This is a genomic window from Faecalibacterium sp. DFI.5.82 (assembly GCF_029076575.1).
In the GTDB taxonomy this organism is placed as follows: Bacteria; Bacillota; Clostridia; order Oscillospirales; family Ruminococcaceae; genus Faecalibacterium; species Faecalibacterium duncaniae.
The window spans coordinates 401,144-417,966 of the sequence record NZ_JARFIS010000001.1 but is presented as its reverse complement, the minus strand read 5'-3'; the positions used below and the strand labels follow the sequence as shown (position 1 = coordinate 417,966).

Sequence of the window (16,823 nt, the reverse complement as noted above, 5' to 3'; positions counted from 1 at the left end):
TTACAGCTTATACCCGCAGTGCACGCCCACCACCATGCGCTGGCGGCTCAGCCGCTCCGTCAGCTCCTCAGGGGTCATCTGCATGGTATCGGTGCGGATGGTAACGGCAACCAGCGCTGCGCCATTTTCCGGCGTGGACTGGTTGATGGTAACAATGCTTGCCCCGGCGGCGCTGATGCCCGCCAGCAGGCTTTGCAGCGCGCCTGTTTCATCCCGGAGCGTTGCCATTACGGTCACGACCTCGCGGCCATTTTCGGAATCAAAGATGCAGTCCTTATATTTATAAAAAGCACTGCGCGAAAGATCCACGCTGCGGGTGGCAGCCGAGATGCTGCGCACTTCCCCGCTTGCCAGAAGCTCCTTGGCCTTGACCACTTTCAGGAAGACCTCGGGCAGGACCTCCGCGTCCACCAGATAAAAACGGCGTTCCAACTTGTTCACCTCACAAACACAAGTGTTCTTACAGGGAATATAATAGCATCCGGCCCCCTGCATTGCAAGAGACCGGATGCTTTTTTGTCAGATTATCCAGTTTTGGAGCGTGAAGTGGCAAGCTGTCGCACCGGAATTGAGAAAGTGTGACTTTTAACAAAGGCTGGCCTTGTGCCCTCTCCGTCAATCCGTATCCAGCCCGGTGGTATCCTGACCCACAACGGGGGCGGTGTCCGCGCTCTGTGCTGCGGCCACGCCGCTGCTGTGGGAGTAGTTGCAGGTATCGGGCAGGTCATCGGCACGGTAGTAGCCGGTGGCGCGGCTGGGGCAGTTGGCCCCGGCCAGCAGGCCGCTCTGGGTGCAGTAGGCGCGCTCCACCACGCCGTCGCTGGTGGGGAATGCCTTATAGGGCAGGTTTGCCTGCACCTGCTCCATATAAGCCTTCCACGCCGTGACACAGGTGCGGGTCTTGGCCTGATTCTTGCCCAGGGTGTTGGTCATATCGTAAGGCGCGTCGTAGCCCCACCAGACAGCGGTGACGTAGTAGGGCGTGCCGCCCACGAACCACAGATCCTTTTCATCGCTGGCGGTACCGGTCTTACCAAAGGACTCCATGCCGTTGGAGTTGGGGTAGCGGCCGCTGGCGGTGCCCACGTTGGAGTAGAGCACGTTCTTGAGCAGACGGTTCATAATATAGGCTGTCTGCGGGGTCAGGGCCTGATAGCTGGTGGCGTTGTTTTCCAGGTAGATGTTGCCGTCCCGGTCCAGCACACGGGTGTACAGGTGCGGGGTGGTGTACTCGCCGTCATAGAAGATCTGGAAGGCAGCGGCCAGCGCCGTGGGGGTCACGCCGTGGGTCTGGCTGCCCATGACCATCTGGGCAAGGCCCACGTCGTTGGCGGGGTCCAGGGTGGTCAGCTGCAGGGTGTTGTAGACAAAGTTGAAGATGTTGCTTGCGCCCACCAGGTCGCCCACCCGGATGGCGATGGTGTTCAGGGAGCGGGCCAGACCGTTCCACAGGGGCAGGTCGCTGCCGTCGCCATAATTGCCGCCGTAGTTGCGGGGCCAGCTGCGCCATGCGTTGGGGTAGGCCTTGAGCTGACTGTCGGAAAGACCCATCAGGCCGTTTTTGCGGCAGTAGTCCTCATCCCGGATGACCATGTCCTGCTTCTGGTACAGGGGCGAGTTGTTGAGCATGGTGGACCAGTTCACCAGCCCGTACTCCACGCCCAGCGCGTACGCGCCGATGGGCTTGATGGTGGAGCCGGTCTGCCGGGTCACACTGTAAGCACGGTTCAGGGAAAGGCTCTTGGTCTTTTCGCCCAGACCGCCCACCATGGCCAGCACGTTGCCGTCATAGTCCAGCGTGACCATGGCCGCCTGGGTGCGGACATTGCGGTAGTAGTACACGGTGCCGTCGTCGCCGGTGCGGGTCTTGGGGGTGCCATCGGCGTTCATCACCTGCACGTCATCGTCCGAGATGCTGGTCACCTCTTCCTCATGCCAGCCGGCCGGGAAGTAAGCGTCGCCCTCGTTGAGCATCAGGTTCTCCATGGCCGTCTGCATCTTGGGGTTGACGGTGGCCTCGATGGTATAGCCGCCGGTGTAGAGCATGGACTGGGCCGTGGATTCGTCCACGCCCTCCTTGTCCATGATGTCGTGGACCACCTCGGTGAAGAGGGCATCGGTGAAGTAGCTGGTCACGGAGGAGGTCTTCTTGTTGGTGTCCTCCTCGGCCAGCACAAGGGGCTGGGCCGCGCCGTTGCGGTAATCCTCCTCCGAGATGATGCCCTGCTGCCACATATTATACATGATGAAGTTGCGGCGGTGGATCAGGTTCTCGGGGTTGGTGTAGGGGTTGTAGTTGGTGGGGTTCTTGGTGATGGACGCGATGGTGGCGCACTCCCAGAGGGTGAGCTGGCTCACGTCCTTGTTGAAATACTCGTTGGCCGCCGTCTGAACGCCCTGAATGGTGCCGGTGAAGCTGATGGTGTTCAGGTAGGCCTCCAGAATGGTCTCCTTGGAGTAAGCGCGGCTCAGGCAGAGGGCGCGGTAGATCTCGCGCAGCTTGCGCAGCGCACCCTCCACGCCGCTGGCGCTCTTGTCGCTGGTCAGGTTCTTGATGAGCTGCTGCTCCAGCGTGGAAGCGCCCTGCTTGGAGCTGTAAATGGGCAGCAGATACTCGTTGACCATGGCACCGATGGTGCGCTTGAAGTTCACGCCCGGCTCGTTGTAGAAATCCTTGTCCTCGGTGCAGATGAACGCATACTGCAGGTTGGTGGGGATCTGTTCCAGGTCTGCCCAGACGCGGTGACTGTTGGAGGAGCGCAGGGTGGCATACTCCACCTGCGCGCCGGTGTCGGGGTCGGTGGCCACCACAGTGCTGGACTGGCTCAGCTCGATGTTGTCCAGGTCCAGCAGGTTGCCATCGTTGGCCGTGGCCTGCACGGCGTAGTACACCGCCGCCACTGCCGCCAGGCTGCACACCATGATGCCCAGGCAGATGAGGGTGGCCAGCGTGCGGCCCAGCGCCCTGAGGATGGGGTGCTTCGCCTTTTCCCGGGGTTCCTTTGGCTCCCTGGGGGCACGCCCGCGCTTGGGCGGCTCTTCCCTGCGGCTGTTGCTCACATTCACTTTACGTCCCCCCGTGGGCTGCACGTCCGTGCGTGCAGCGCCGCGGTGGATCTTTCTCGATTCGTTTGAGATAAGGATCGCCTCCTACCTGCTTAAACGGTTATTCCTGACAAGTTCATCCTCTCTTCCATCCTCACCCTCTCAGTCTCGCTTCGCTCGACAGCTCCCCCAAAGTGGGAGCTTCTGACGAAACCGGGAACTTTGCCGGGTACTGCCAAGGCCTCTCCCTTTGGGAGAGGTGGCAATGCGCCAGCATTGACGGAGAGGGCGCAGCTCCGGTGAGAACCGGCCCTCTCAGTCTCGCTTCGCTCGACAGCTCCCCCAAAGTGGGAGCTTCTGACGAAATCGGAAACTTTGCCGGGTGCTGCCAAGGCCTCTCCCTTTGGGAGAGGTGGCAATGCGCCAGCATTGACGGAGAGGGCGAGCCCGCTGTCGGGGCTGAACCCTATTTCTAATCAGATACTGCTAGTATAGCACACTTCCCCCCGTAAAGTACAGCATTCCGGTGTGAAAATTGTGCACTTCTGTCTCAGGGGCGGCATTTTTGCGCATACTACCGCTGGAAAGACCCGCTGGAAAGGAGTGATTTTCTCCATGCGGAAAGTAGTTCTCTGCCTGTTTTACGCCCTGTGCGCCTTTGCCATCGCCTTCAGCCTGTTCTGGATGGCCCTGCCCCGGCTGGCGCTTCCCTCCCCTGCACCGGGAGCGGACAGCGCCGCCGAAACGCCGGTGCCCTCCGAGCCGAGCCTTGCGGCCCAGACTCTGCCCGACACCGGCCAGCCCACCCAATACCTGCTCCGGGACGAGGGCGGCATGGTGGCCGTCTACACCTGCGGGCCGGACGGCTCCCCCATCCGCCTTGCCCGGCAGACGGATATTTACGTCAACCTTCTGCCAGAGAATGACGCACTGCGTGTCAAGCAGGGCATGGCAGTGACGGGAGATGCCGCCCTGCAGGAGGTGCTGGAGGACCTGGGAGGGTAAACCCCACCGTCATCCCTGCGGGATGCCACCGCCCCTAGTAGGGGCGGCCTTGGCAAAACTGTAAAGCTTTTACGAAATGCCAAGGGCCCCACTATTAGGGGGGCTGTCGCCGTAGGCGACTGGGGGGTTCCGTCTCCACACAAAACAAACCCCCTGTGCCATGGTCTGGTACAGGGGGTTTGTTTTGCGGTTCTGTTTCAGCCGGAGTGCAATTTTACTCCACGCTGATCATATAATAGTATACGGGCTGGCCGCCGCGGATGTGGCTGACCTCAACGTGGTTGGGGCACTTTGCCTTGACGATCTCGGTCAGCTTCTCGGCCTCCTCGTCGGAGACATCGCAGCCGGAGATGATGGTGACAAAGCTGGAGTCCTTCTTGCACATGCTGCGGGCCAGGCGGTAGGTGGCCTTGGTCAGGTCGGTGGAGGTGGCAACGATCTTGCCGTTCTCCAGAGCCATGATCTCGCCCTTCCGGATCCGCTTGCCGTCAAACTCGCTGTCGCGGGCGGCGTAGGTGATGAGGCCGGTGCTGACCTTGTCGGCGGCGGCCATCATGTTGATGGTGTTGGTCTCAGCGTTGGCGGAGGGGTCGAAGTTGAGCAGCGCGGTGATGCCCATGGGCACGGTGCGGGTGGGCAGAACGATCACCTGACGGTCAGCCAGCTTCTGGGCCTGCTCCGCTGCCATGATGATGTTCTTGTTGTTGGGCAGCACGAACACGGTCTTGGCGGGCACGCTCTGGATGGCGGCAAGGATGTCCTCGGTGGCGGGGTTCATGGTCTGGCCGCCGGAGACGACAGCGTCTGCAGCCAGGTCGGTGAACACGGCCTTCAGGCCCTCACCGGCGGCAACAGCCACAAAGCCGTAGTCACGGCTGGGGTCCACTGCGGCGTAAACGAACTCGCTGGCCTGTGCGGGAGCCTTTTCAGCGGAGGCCTGCTTTTCCAGGCTCTTGCCCTGCTTCTGGCGGGCCAGGAACTGCTCGTGCATGTTCTCGATCTTGAAGTTGGTCAGGTAGCCGTACTTGATGGCCTCGCTCAGGATCTTGCCGGGGTCAGCGGTGTGGACATGCAGGTTGATGACATCGTCATCCTCGATGCAGACCACGCTGTCGCCGTTGGATTCGGCAAAGGCGCGCATCTTTGCGGCGCTTGCGCCCTCGTACTTGTTGATGAGGAACTGGGTGCAGTAGCCGTTCTTGATGTCCTCCACCTTCATCAGGTCGTCGGTAAACACGCCCTTGCCTGCGTTCTCGGTGGAGAGCTTAGCCTTGTTGGGGGCACCCTCGCCGCCGGCCACCATGGGTTCGCCGTGGAACACCTTGCCCATGCCCTCAAAGATGATCATAATGCCCTGGCCGCCTGCGTCCACAACGCCGGCCTTTTTCAGCACGGGCAGCAGGTTGGGGGTATCCTCCAGCGCCTTCTGGCCTGCGGTCATCACCACGTCCCACAGGGCGGGGATCTCCTCGGCACCGCAGGCGGCAGCTTCCTCGCTGGCCACCCGGGCAACGGTCAGGATGGTGCCCTCGGTGGGCTTCATCACGGCCTTGTAGGCACCCTCCACGCCCTTTTTCAGGGCGGCGATGATGTCGGCGGTGTCGGCTTCCTTCTTGCCTTCCAGCGCCTTGGAGAAGCCGCGGAACAGCAGGCTGGTGATCACGCCGGAGTTACCGCGCGCACCGCGCAGCATGGCGGAGGCAGCGGTCTTAGCGGCCTCACCCACGGTGCAGCCGTCGTCCAGCGCGTTCAGCTCTGCCACGGAGGCCCCCACCGTCATGCCCATGTTGGTGCCGGTGTCGCCATCGGGCACAGGGAAAACGTTCAGCTCGTCCACACGGGAGCGCTGGTTGTTGATGTTGTTCGCGCCGGAGATGATCGCGTCGCGCAGGATCTTACCAGAAATCATTGTCCTTACTCCTTAATAAAAAGTTCCATCAGGCGATCACGTCGTCCACCGACACGATCACGCGGGCAACCTTCAGGCCGGTGGCCTGCTCCACTTCGTCCTTGACGCGGTGCGAGATGCTGCGCGCGGCGGTGGAGATGTTGAGCCCGTAGCTGACGGCAATGTGCAGCTCGATCACGAGACGGCCCTCTTCCTGTGTGACACGAACGCCCTTTTCAGAGTAATCGTTGCCGCGCACCACGCTCTTGACCACGTCGGTCAGGTCGCGGGGGGTCATTGCGGCCACGCCGTAGCATTGTTTGGTTGCTTCGCCTACCAGCGTAGAGAAGTACTCGGCGGAAAAGCTGACATCTCCCAGCGGGAAACGGGAAGTGATCATAGTCGCTCTGCTCCTTTATTTGAAATCTTGTTGGGGTGGCCCGGCTTGCTGCGGCAAACCCGCCGCATACCGGGAAAGGAATCGGTATCCTTATTATACAACTTCCCACGCCCTGTGTACAGCACAATTTCCAAAGGGCGGGCAATGTGAGCCGATTCGTGTTCCTATTATACCACAAAACCCTGCCCTGTGCACGGTTTTCCTGCATGTTTTGCAAAAAGGCCGGGCGCGACTGTGAATAAATTCTAAAAAGTATGAGTTTTGACTTTATCCGCCTGTGGAAAAGTGCTAAAATCAAAGCAGAGGAACGGGAGCTGCGCCCTTACGGCAGAACCACTGTTTACGATAGGATAACGATTGGAGAGCTGTTTGATGAACATTTTGTTTTTCCTTTCCCCCAAGCAGGACCTGATGTATGTCTACGATGACTTCACCCTGCGGCAGACGCTGGAAAAATGGGAGAACAACCGCTACGCATCCATCCCGGTGCTCAACCGCAAGGGCGAGTATGTGGGCACCCTGACCGAGGGGGATATCCTCTGGGGGCTGAAACAGCAGCACGGGCTGGACATTGAAGCCGCCGAGGATGTGCCCATCTCGAGCTTTGCCCACAAGCGGGATTACAAGGCCGTGACCGTCACCACCAGCATGGACCAGCTGATCGAAGCGGCCATGAACCAGAACTTTGTGCCCGTGGTGGACGACCGGGGCATCTTTATCGGCATCGTGCGGCGGCAGGCCATCATCCGCTACTGCTACGACAAGGCCCGCACCGAGGCCCGGAAGGCCCAGAGCGCCCCGGATGCCTGCCCCAAGGGCAGCCTTGCGGCGGGAGGGTAAGGCTTTGCGGGCCTGCGCCCTCTCCGTCATCCCTGCGGGATGCCACCTCTCCCAAAGGGAGAGGCAATTGCGGCCCGGCCTTTAGGGGGTGCTGACGGGGTTAAACCTCTCAGCCGTCGCTGACGCTCGGCAGCTCCCCTAGTAGGGGAGCCCTTGGCAGGCCGTTGCGTTTTTGTGGTCTGACGCTTCGCTCCTGTTTGCCCTGCTGGCGCAAAGTCTTACCTTGCGGCAGGAGTGCGTTTTGGAGCCGATAGGCGATCATTGCGAAAAATGAACCCTATGCCAAGGCCTCCCCTACTAGGGGAGGTGGCATCGAGCGAAGCGATGATGACGGAGAGGTTTAACCTTCAGCATCCTCTCCCCTTGCAGATGCGTTGGCTCTCCCTTCGGGAGAGCTGTCGAGCGCAGCGAGACTGAGAGGGCACGCCATCCAACCCCAACGAACCCCCTTCGGTATACACCATACCGGAGGGGGTTCTCGTTATACTCTCTATTTTTGTTGGATTTGTTGATTCTGTTGCAAGCACCAACAAAAACAACAAAATCAACAATACTTATGTCTTAACGATAACTGTGCAGATGATGAATCTGCAACTGTGTTATCGATACGCTGTTGTCTGAAGCAATGGCGTTTTGCAGAACTACCATTGTCCTGCATCCAGTGCTTCACCGCATCCCTCTCCCACAGCATCGGCTCAAGCTCGGTGATGCGCTTGGCCAATGCCTGCGAGGTAGGTGCCAGCTCGGTATGGGCGTACCGCTGGCCCATCTCCATCAGGTTCTTGGAGTAGCCGCTCCATGTTCCATCCCCCTGCTGCAGGAGCACCCGCAGGGTCTTGACGATAGGCTCTGCCTCATACTCGGCCACCCGGCGCTGAGCGGCCAGCTGGGCCGCCGTGCCCTGCATGACCCAGCGGCAGCGGGCCTTATCAAAGCGGATGACCCGCTCACACTGCTCGATGTCGCGGCCGGTGAGCAGAAAGCCTGCTTCATCGTCCATCCGGCTCTGCTTGTCCAGCACGATGGTGAAATCCGCCGCGCCCAGGATGCCGGTGGAGCCGTTGATGTTGTCGAAGCTGTCCTCGGGGTTCTTGCTCTTGCGGGTGTGGTGCACCAGCAGCACGCAGATGCCCCGGCTGTCGGCAAAGGCCTTCAGCCTGCCCATGTAGTCGTAGTCGGCATCGTAGGCATTTTCAAAGGGCTTTGCCTTGGGCTTGATCTTGGATAAGGTATCGATGCAGACCAGATGGATGTCCGGGTTGGCATCCAGATACTCCCCCAGCATTTCCAGCAGGCCCTCGCCCAGCCGCTGGGCCTGAAACATAACGTGCATGTTGGCCGGGGCGGGCCTGCCCTCCAGCAAGCGGCGCAGGCGGGTCTGCATCCGGCTCTTGCCGTCCTCCAGGGCGAGGTAGAGCGTGCCGTGCTGCCGGGTGGGGAACCCCAGAAACGGCTCCCCCTGTGCCACGGCAAGGCAGAGGTCCAGCACCATCCAGCTCTTGCCCAGCTTGGGCTTTGCCACCAGCACCCCCATGCCCATGGGCAGCAGGCCCTCCACCACATGGCGGATGGGCGGCAGCACCATCTCAGACAGCTCCCGGGCCGACCACGCCTGCACCCCGGCAGACTTTGCGGTCTCCGGCTCCGGGGCAGCCTGCTGCGGGGCGGCCTCCGGGTCGGTCAGGCTGTTGATGTAATCGGCGTAGTCCTCGCCGATGCGGGCCGCGAACGCCTCCTTTCCGATCTGCTCGTACTCGTCGGCCACGCGGTCCTGCCAGCGCCGGAGCTTGAGCTCCAGCCCGTTCCAGAGCCGCAGTTCCCGGGCCCGCTCCTGCACCAAATGATACCGCTGGTTCTGGTCCGCAGGCAGGCCCCGGAAGGTAAACCAGAAGGTCAGCCGGGAAAAGAGCTTTTCCTCGGTGTCGGCCTTGTCCAGCCACCGCAGGAAGTCGTTCTCGTCCGCCGGGCTGAACTGCTTTGCCTCCCGCCAGTTCCCCACTGCTTCCTTCATTTCGTTCATGGAAACACCTCTTTCTTTTGCATTACACAGCGTTGTTTTGTTACCCAAAGTGTAACACCTTTTGGTTGTGTCGTCAACGAGTATGTTCCGGCGATTTTTCGCGCGAAAAATGCGAAAAAAGAAGGAGAAAATAAGAAAAGCCCCCGCTCACCAGAGCGAAGGGCCGGAAAGCTTTCCTTTTACCCTGCGTGCAGGGCATCATTTTTTGCCAGCAGGTAAACGCAGTACTGATTCATGCTGATGCCTTCCCGCTGGGAGTGCTCCGCCAGAGCGCGGTGCAGGCTGCGGGGCAGACGGAGCTTGAACTGCCCGGAGTAATTCTCCAGACTGTCCGGCATCGGAATGGATACGCCCTCTTCCAGTGCGGCCTCCAGCCAGACCCTCTTAGCATCCCGGGCATTCTCCACAGCGCTTTCAATGGTCTCGCCGCAGGTCAGGCACCCCGGCAGGTCGGGATAGGAGACAACATAGCCGCCCTCTTCCCTGTCCTCTACAATCTCCATCCGATACGGAAGAGCCAGATATTCATTCAGCGTTTTCATCGTTTTTCGCCTCACTCTCTACGATCTGACGCACCATTTCCACATATACTTTCTTGATTGGTTCGTGCTTGGGTATCGTAATGGGCATACAGCCCGCTTTGCGGAAGGTATAGTGGCTGCTCCCGCTCCGGGGGGCAGTCATCTGATAGCCGTAGCTTTCCAGCACCTTGCGCAGCTCATCAAACCGCAGGTCTTTGGAAAGCGCACAAATGCGTGCCAGCAGCTTATCCCATTGAGACATCTTTTATTCCCTCGTCTTTGTGGTGTCGTATGTGGTGTCACATTCATTATATGCTGGCTTATGAAAAAAGTCAAGCGGGCCGTTTGAAAGTCCCCCTTATCGTACCCTGTATCTGATATACTCCTCTTGTCGAACAAAACAGGAGCGGCCCGGAGGCGGGCTGCAGGAACAGGAGGGAACACCATGAGTGAGTACGAGATCCGATCTGTAGGCGGCCATGTGGAGGTTTATACCCGGGGCGGGGTGTTCCTCTTCTCGGCGGACACGGTGCGGGAGGCCATGGAGGAGCTGGACGAAGCCGCATGACATATTCCCGGCAGTTCCCGGAAGCATGTCAGGAGCGCGCAGGGAAAGTCCAAATGTAAAATACCTGTAAAATATAAGAAAAGAACAGTTGACAAAAGGACAAAACGGCGCGGAAATGCAGTAAAAATGCAAAAAACATGTAAAATAACGCTTGTTGTCCGGGGGAGTTCAATGCTATAATAAAAAGGACGGCGTTCAGGGCAGGAAGCCCCGGGCGGCCGTCCTTGGTTTGTTTTAAGAGCAAAAGGAAGTTTTTAGGAGTATCGAGATGGATATCACACACATCACCTCATTGTTGGGCGGTATTGCGCTGTTCCTCTATGGTATGTCGATCATGGGTGCCGGCCTGGAAAAGCTGGCGGGCGGCAAGATGCAGGGCGTGCTGCAAAAGCTGACCTCCTCCACCATCAAGGGTGTCATTTTCGGCACCCTCATCACCGGCGTGATCCAGTCCTCCGCAGGCACAGTCGTCATCTGTGTCGGCCTTGTCAACTCTGGCATTATGACCCTGACGCAGTCGGTGGGTGTCATCATGGGTGCAAACATTGGTACCACGGTCACCGGTCAGCTCATCCGCATGGCGGATATCTCGGGTGAAAGCCTTCTGCTGACCCTCATCCAGCCCAAGACGTTTGCGCCGGTGGTGGCATTTGTCGGCTGCATTTTTTATGTGTTCCTGCGCAACGCCAAAAAGAAGAACGTCGGCCAGATCATGCTGGGCTTCGGCATCCTGTTCACGGGCATGAGCCTGATGGACACCGGCGTGTCCCCCCTGCGGGAGAGCGCAGCCTTTCAGGAGCTGTTCGTCAGCATGACCAACCCCGTGCTGGGCGTGCTGGTGGGCATGGTCGTCACCGTCATCATCCAGTCCTCCTCGGCCTCGGTGGGTATCCTGCAGGCCTTGTCCAGCACCGGCCTTGTCACCTTTGGCAGCGCCATCCCCATCATTCTGGGTGCCCACATCGGCACCGCCTTTACCCCGCTGCTGACCATCGGCGGCTCCTCCAAGGACGGCAAGCGCGCCGCCCTGATCCACCTGTATTTCAACATCATCGGCAGCTTTGTGCTGCTGGGTGCCATTTACGCCGTGCGGTACACCATCGGCATCCCGGTGTGGGGCGACGTGATGAACAAGAGCACCATTGCAAACATCCACACCCTTTCCAGTGTGGCGGCCATGCTGCTGTTCCTGCCTTTCAGCAGTGTGCTCTCCAAGCTGGCCATGCTCACCGTGCCCAACAGCGCCGAGGAAGCACAGGAGATGAGTATGCCCGTGCTGGATGAGCGTCTGTTCAAGAGCCCGGCCGTGGCCCTGCAGCAGGCCAAGAGCGCCGTGGTCAAGATGTCCCGCCGTGCCGCCCGCAACGTCAGCCTCTCCACTCCCCTGCTGCTCAAGATGGATGAGGACGTGGTGAGCGCCATCAATGTGCGGGAGAACCTTATCGACCGGATGGAGGTGGAGATCTCCAACTACCTCATCAAGATGACTGACCAGGAGCTGGGCGACGACGAGAGCCACGCCGTGACCGAGCTGCTGAACTTTGTCACCGAGTTCGAGCGCATCGGCGACTACGCCGTGAACATTCAGGAAAAGGCTGTGGAGCTCTACGAGAAAGAGGCCTCCTTCAGCGACATTGCCAAGAACGAGCTGAAGCTGCTGGATTCCGCGCTGGAGCAGATCCTGACCCGCACCAATGATGCCTTTGAGAACGATGACATCGCGCTGGCCCGTCAGGTGGAGCCGCTGGAAGAGGTCATCGACATTCTGGTGGAGAAGCTCCGCGACGGCCACATCAAGCGCCTGAAGGATGGCATCTGCTCCATTGATACCGGCGTGGTGTTCCTGGATGTGCTGAACAATGTGGAGCGCATCTCCGACCACTGCTCCAATGTGGCGGCCCGTCTGGTGGGCACCAGCGAGGGCGATGACTACGATTCCCACACCCTCAAGAGCCTGATGCACCACAACCCCAGCAAGGAATACTCCCTCATGTACGAGGAATGCTGCAAGGAGTACCTGACCCCGCTGCTTGCGATGGAAAAGGAAGCGTAAAGGGGCCAATGCATCTGCAAGGGAAGCAGCTGCTGCACCACACAACTCAAAAATCCCCTGCCGGATATTGGCAGGGGATTTTTTTGTTGCACTTGATGAACGATTCGGAGCCTGAGCCTGCCTTCCCCAAAAAGTCAAGGGGTCAGAAGAAGCTCACCTGGCTGCTTTCGGGCAGGTCTGCCAGCACACCGGCGGTGCGCAGGCTTTCCAGCACGGCGCTGGTCACGCCGGTGGCCTGCTGGAGCTCCTCCACGGAGATATACTCCTGCCCGTCGATGGTGGCACGCTCCAGCGAGGCGGCGGCAGTGCCGCCCACGCCTTTCAGGGCACAGAAGGGCAGGCGCACCTTGCCATCCTCCACGATATACTTGTTGCCGCGGCTCTTGCCCAGCTCGATGGGCAGGAACTCATATCCGCGGGACAGCATTTCGTTGACCAGCTGCAGGCTGACCAGCACGTCCTCGTCCTTGGCGTTCTTCTCCTCTTTCAGGCGGCGCTTCACCGCCTCCATGTGGGCGCGGGCCACAGCCGCACCGCCCACAGCGGCCTCATAGTCGATATCATCGCCGCGCACGGTGAAGTAAACGGCGTAGAACTCTGCCGGGCGGTAGAGCTTGAACCACATCAGCCGGATGGCGCTCATCAGGTAGGCCACAGCGTGGGCCTTGGGGAACATATACTTGATCTTGCGGCAGGACTCGATGTACCAGTCCGGCACCTCGTGCTCCCGCATGGCTTCTTCCCAGCCGGGCTTGAAGCCGCCCTTGGCCACCTTGCCCTTACGGACAGCCTCCATGATATCAAAGGCCATCTTGGGCTCCAGCCCCTTGCGCAGCAGGTAAAGCATGATGCTGTCACGGCAGCCGATGACCTCCGCGATGGTGCAGGTGCCGCTGCGGATCAGCTCGTCGGCGTTGCCGGTCCAGACATCGGTGCCGTGGGACAGGCCCGAGATCTGGATCAGCTCCGAAAAGTTCCGGGGCCGGGCCTCCACCAGCATTCCGCGCACGAAGTTGGTGCCCATTTCCGGGATGCCGAAGGTGCCGGTCTGGCTGTCGATCTGCTCCGGGGTCACGCCCAGCTCCTCCGGGCTGGTGAGCAGGCTGTACACCCGGGGGTCGTTCATGGGGATGCTGTCCACGGGGATGCCGGTGTACTCCTCAAAATACTTGTAGAAGGTGGGCATATCGTGGCCCAGCTCGTCCAGCTTGAGCAGGGTGTCGTGGAGGTACTTGAACTCGAAATGCGTTGTGAGCAGGCCGCCCGCCACATCATCCGCCGGGTGCTGGATGGGGCAGAAATCGTAGATCTCGTAGGTATCGGGCACAACCACCATGCCGCCGGGGTGCTGGCCGGTGGTGCGCTTGACACCGGTGCAGCCCAGGGTCAGGCGGTTCTCCTCGGCGTGGTTGACGGTTTTGCCGCGGGCTTCCAGATACTTTTTGACGTAGCCGTAGGCGGTCTTGTCCTGAATGCCGGACACCGTGCCCGCCTTGAACACATTGGCCTTGCCGAACAGCTCCTCGGTGTAGCGGTGGACGTTGGACTGATACTCGCCCGAGAAGTTCAGGTCGATATCAGGCTCCTTGTCGCCGTAGAAGCCCAGGAAGGTCTCAAAGGGGATGTCGTGGCCGTCCACCAGCATCCGGGTGCCGCAGTGGGGGCAGTCCTTATCGGGCAGGTCAAAGCCGTCGTCCACGCTGCCGTCGGTGATGAACTCGCTGTACTTGCACTTGGGGCAGCGGTAGTGAGGCGGCAGGCTGTTGACCTCCGAAATGCCGGAGAAGTGGGCCACGGCAGAGGAGCCCACCGAGCCACGGCTGCCCACCTGATAGCCGCCCGCGTTGGAGTAGGCCACCAGCTTGACGGCAATGACGTACAGAACAGCGTAGCCGTGGCCGCAGATGGAGTCCAGCTCCTTTTTCAGGCGGTCCTCCACGATCTTGGGCAGGGGGTCGCCGTAATCCCGCTTGGCGTGTTCCCAGGTGGCATCGCGCAGCTGCTGCTCCGCGCCCTCGATGCTGGGCGGGTAGGTGCCGCGCGGAATGGCCCGCACGTTGTTGTCGATGGTGGCCGCGATCTTGCGGGGGTTGGTCACCACGATCTCGTAGGCCTTTTCCTTGGGCAGGTAGCTGAACTGCTTCAGCATATCCTCAGTGGTGCGGTAGAACAGCGGGGGCTGGGTGTCCGCATCCTTGAAGCCGTTGCCCGCCTGCAGCACCGTGCGGTAGATGGCATCCTCCGGCTCGGTAAAGTGCACGTCGCCGGTGGCGATGACCGGTTTGTGCAGGTCCTCGCCCAGCCGGATGATGGTGCGGTTGAAGTCCTTGATGACCTCCTCGCTCTCCACCTTGCCGTCCCGCACCATATACTCGTTGTTGCCCAGGGGCTGGATCTCCAGCACGTCGTAGTAGGAGGCGATCTTCTTCAGTTCCTCGTAGGAGCGCCCCTCCACAACGGCACGGTAGAGCTCGCCCGCCTCGCAGGCGCTGGTCAGGATCAGGCCGTCGCGGTACTTGTTCAGCAGGCTGCGGGGCACACGGGGCTTCTTGAAGAAGTAGTTGACGTGGGCCTCGCTCACGATCTTGTACAGGTTCTTCAGGCCCATCTGGTTCTTGACCAGAATGATGAGGTGGAAGTACTTCTTTTTCAGCACCTCCCGGTTGCCGCCCAGACCGGTGTTGATGCCCTCCACGGTGGTGACCTCTTTCTCGGCAAGGTCACTGAGCATGACGCAGAAGATGCGGCCCAGCGCGGCGGAGTCCTCGCAGGCGCGGTGGGCCTCGTAGCTGGGCAGCTCCAGATGCTTGTTGATGGTCCCCTGCTTGTAGTTGTGCAGGCCCGGGTACATGGCCTGCGCCATGGTCAGGGTGTCGATATAGGTCGGCTCAAAGGAAATGCCGCTGCGCTTGGCGGCGGCTTTCAGGAAGCGGATATCGAACGCATGGGCATTGTGGGCCACCAGGATGCGGCCATCCGCGAACCGGAGAAAGGCTTCCAGCGCTTCCTTCTCCCCGGGGGCATCGGCCACCATCTCGTTGGTGATGCCGGTCAGCTCGGTGATCTTGGGGGTGATGGGCTTGCCCGGCTTGACAAAGGTGTCGAACTCCTCCACCACTTCCCCGTTCCGCACGATCACCGCGCCGATCTCGGTCAGGTACTCCACGCCGGGGTCCAGGCCGGTGGTCTCGGTGTCGAACACGCAGAACTCGCCGTCCAGCGGCTGGTCCTTCACGCCGTAGACGCAGGGCACCATATCATCCACAAAGTAGGCCTCGCAGCCGTAGATCAGCTTGAAATCCGGGTCGCTCTTGTGGATCTCGTCGGTGGCCAGCATGGCCTCCGGGTAGCCCTGACAGACACCGTGGTCGGTGATGGCAATGGCAGGGTGGCCCATCCGGTGGGCCAGCTTGACGATGCCGCCCGGGTCGCAGAAGGCATCCATGCTGGACAGCTTGGTATGCAGGTGAAGCTCCACCCGCTTTTCCGGGGCGTTGTCCTCCCGCTTTTTCCGCTCCACGAACAGGACATCGTAGGGGTAGACGATGTAGTCGTGCTCGTACTTGTCGTAGGTGCAGTCGCCGCGCACCAGCAGGGTGGTGCCCTTGGCGATGTTCTCCCACTTGGAGCAGTCCTCCCCTTCCTGCGCACGGATCTTCAGGTTGATGGAGCCGGTGTAATCGGTGATGGACACCGTGTAGATCTTGCGGTAGTTGCCCTTGACCTCGGTAAAGAACACGTCGCCCCAGATCACGCACTTGCCGCCCTCGCCGCCCAGGTCCTTGAGGGGGGTGAGGTTCTTGGGGGTGAACATCTTGCCGTGGAAAATGGTCACGGGCTTGTCGGTCAGGTCAAGGCCCTCCACCTTGATGGAGGGGGCGGTGTTCTTTTTCTCGAACTTGACCACCGGCGGGGCGATCTTGCGCTCCAGCTTTTCCTCCATCTGGCGCTGTTCGGCCTCGCCCACCGCGCTTGTCAGGGTGACTTTGGGCCTGACACCGGTGTGGGCGGCAACGCGGTCCGCCAGCAGGCGCTCAAACTCCATCTCCTGCAAAAACTTGGTGCCGTGGCAGACCCCCACCGTGATGTTCTGGCCGGTGATGGTGATCCGGCACCGGTCCAGAAAGCCGTTGATGGGGATGCCGTCCCGCTTCATCTCCTCCATCAGCTCCCGCAGGGCGGCTTCGTCCAGCGTGGCATAGCCGAAGAGGTTGTCGATCTTCAGTTCAAAGCCCTCATAATCCGGCTGCAGGGAGGCCAGCAGCCGGGCGCACAGCCCCTTGTCCAGCGGGGCGGCACTGCGCAGGGTAAAAACGACCTGCCGCTCCTGCCGCAGCATCCGGGCATGCTCCACGATCACGCGCCCGAAACTGGCCGCGAAATCCGGGTCCGCCATGAACTGCGGCCATAGCTGAGATACAAGTGGTGTCACGATGGGTTACTCCTTTTGATGTTGTTGCTTAACCCCCCAGTCACGCTTCGC

The 16,823-nt window shown here is 60.5% G+C and carries 12 protein-coding genes; 4 read left to right on the top strand and 8 right to left on the bottom strand.

The genetic code is table 11. From position 1 onward, the window contains the following. Both P0G09_RS02210 and P0G09_RS02205 read right to left on the bottom strand, forming a co-directional pair. On the bottom strand, positions 1-441 hold the full coding sequence (locus tag P0G09_RS02210) for an ACT domain-containing protein (protein ID WP_275251801.1): 441 nt from the start codon (positions 439-441) through the stop codon (positions 1-3). A gap of 174 nt (positions 442-615) precedes the next feature. Further along, the gene (locus tag P0G09_RS02205) at positions 616-3,066 is read right to left on the bottom strand and encodes a transglycosylase domain-containing protein (protein WP_156057776.1); all 2,451 of its coding nucleotides are present in this window, start codon (positions 3,064-3,066) and stop codon (positions 616-618) included. Between the two features lie 594 nt (positions 3,067-3,660). On the opposite strand from P0G09_RS02205, the gene P0G09_RS02200 reads away from it, so the two are divergent. After that, positions 3,661-4,050, top strand: coding sequence for a hypothetical protein (locus P0G09_RS02200; RefSeq protein WP_275251800.1), 390 nt, complete (start codon positions 3,661-3,663; stop codon positions 4,048-4,050). A 214-nt stretch (positions 4,051-4,264) separates the two neighbouring features. Here P0G09_RS02200 and P0G09_RS02195 read toward each other — a convergent pair whose 3' ends face one another. Both P0G09_RS02195 and P0G09_RS02190 read right to left on the bottom strand, forming a co-directional pair. Further along, on the bottom strand, positions 4,265-5,959 hold the full coding sequence (locus tag P0G09_RS02195; RefSeq protein ID WP_098922602.1) for a DAK2 domain-containing protein: 1,695 nt from the start codon (positions 5,957-5,959) through the stop codon (positions 4,265-4,267). Positions 5,960-5,987: 28 nt separating this feature from the next. Further along, positions 5,988-6,338 carry an Asp23/Gls24 family envelope stress response protein gene (locus P0G09_RS02190; protein WP_005933848.1) on the bottom strand — a complete coding sequence of 117 codons (351 nt, stop codon included), beginning with the start codon at positions 6,336-6,338 and terminating at the stop codon, positions 5,988-5,990. A 372-nt stretch (positions 6,339-6,710) separates the two neighbouring features. Here P0G09_RS02190 and P0G09_RS02185 point away from each other — a divergent pair, with 372 nt between their 5' ends. Then, positions 6,711-7,178 (top strand): CBS domain-containing protein, encoded by a 468-nt coding sequence (locus P0G09_RS02185; protein WP_097770740.1) that lies wholly within the window; start codon positions 6,711-6,713, stop codon positions 7,176-7,178. 544 nt (positions 7,179-7,722) lie between these two features. Here the strand turns inward: P0G09_RS02185 and P0G09_RS02180 are convergent. The 3 genes from P0G09_RS02180 to P0G09_RS02170 all read right to left on the bottom strand — a co-directional run bounded on the left by P0G09_RS02180 (position 7,723) and on the right by P0G09_RS02170 (position 9,981). After that, complete coding sequence (locus P0G09_RS02180) at positions 7,723-9,198, bottom strand: AAA family ATPase (RefSeq protein ID WP_275251799.1); 1,476 nt, start codon at positions 9,196-9,198, stop codon at positions 7,723-7,725. A 179-nt stretch (positions 9,199-9,377) separates the two neighbouring features. After that, positions 9,378-9,740 (bottom strand): type II toxin-antitoxin system HicB family antitoxin, encoded by a 363-nt coding sequence (locus tag P0G09_RS02175; protein WP_275251798.1) that lies wholly within the window; start codon positions 9,738-9,740, stop codon positions 9,378-9,380. Continuing rightward, positions 9,724-9,981, bottom strand: coding sequence for a type II toxin-antitoxin system HicA family toxin (locus tag P0G09_RS02170; protein WP_097770738.1), 258 nt, complete (start codon positions 9,979-9,981; stop codon positions 9,724-9,726). Before P0G09_RS02170 ends, P0G09_RS02175 begins: the two co-directional genes overlap by 17 nt. 183 nt (positions 9,982-10,164) lie before the next feature. Here P0G09_RS02170 and P0G09_RS02165 point away from each other — a divergent pair, with 183 nt between their 5' ends. Continuing rightward, positions 10,165-10,287: a hypothetical protein gene (locus tag P0G09_RS02165; RefSeq protein ID WP_255536694.1), complete on the top strand. Its 123-nt coding sequence runs from the start codon at positions 10,165-10,167 to the stop codon at positions 10,285-10,287. A gap of 268 nt (positions 10,288-10,555) precedes the next feature. After that, on the top strand, positions 10,556-12,340 hold the full coding sequence (locus tag P0G09_RS02160) for a Na/Pi cotransporter family protein (RefSeq protein WP_156069913.1): 1,785 nt from the start codon (positions 10,556-10,558) through the stop codon (positions 12,338-12,340). Between the two features lie 142 nt (positions 12,341-12,482). On the opposite strand, the gene P0G09_RS02155 is transcribed toward P0G09_RS02160, so the two are convergent. Continuing rightward, entirely contained in the window at positions 12,483-16,772 is a 4,290-nt protein-coding gene (locus P0G09_RS02155; RefSeq protein ID WP_275251797.1) for a PolC-type DNA polymerase III, read from the bottom strand. Between the last annotated feature and the right edge of the window lie 51 nt (positions 16,773-16,823).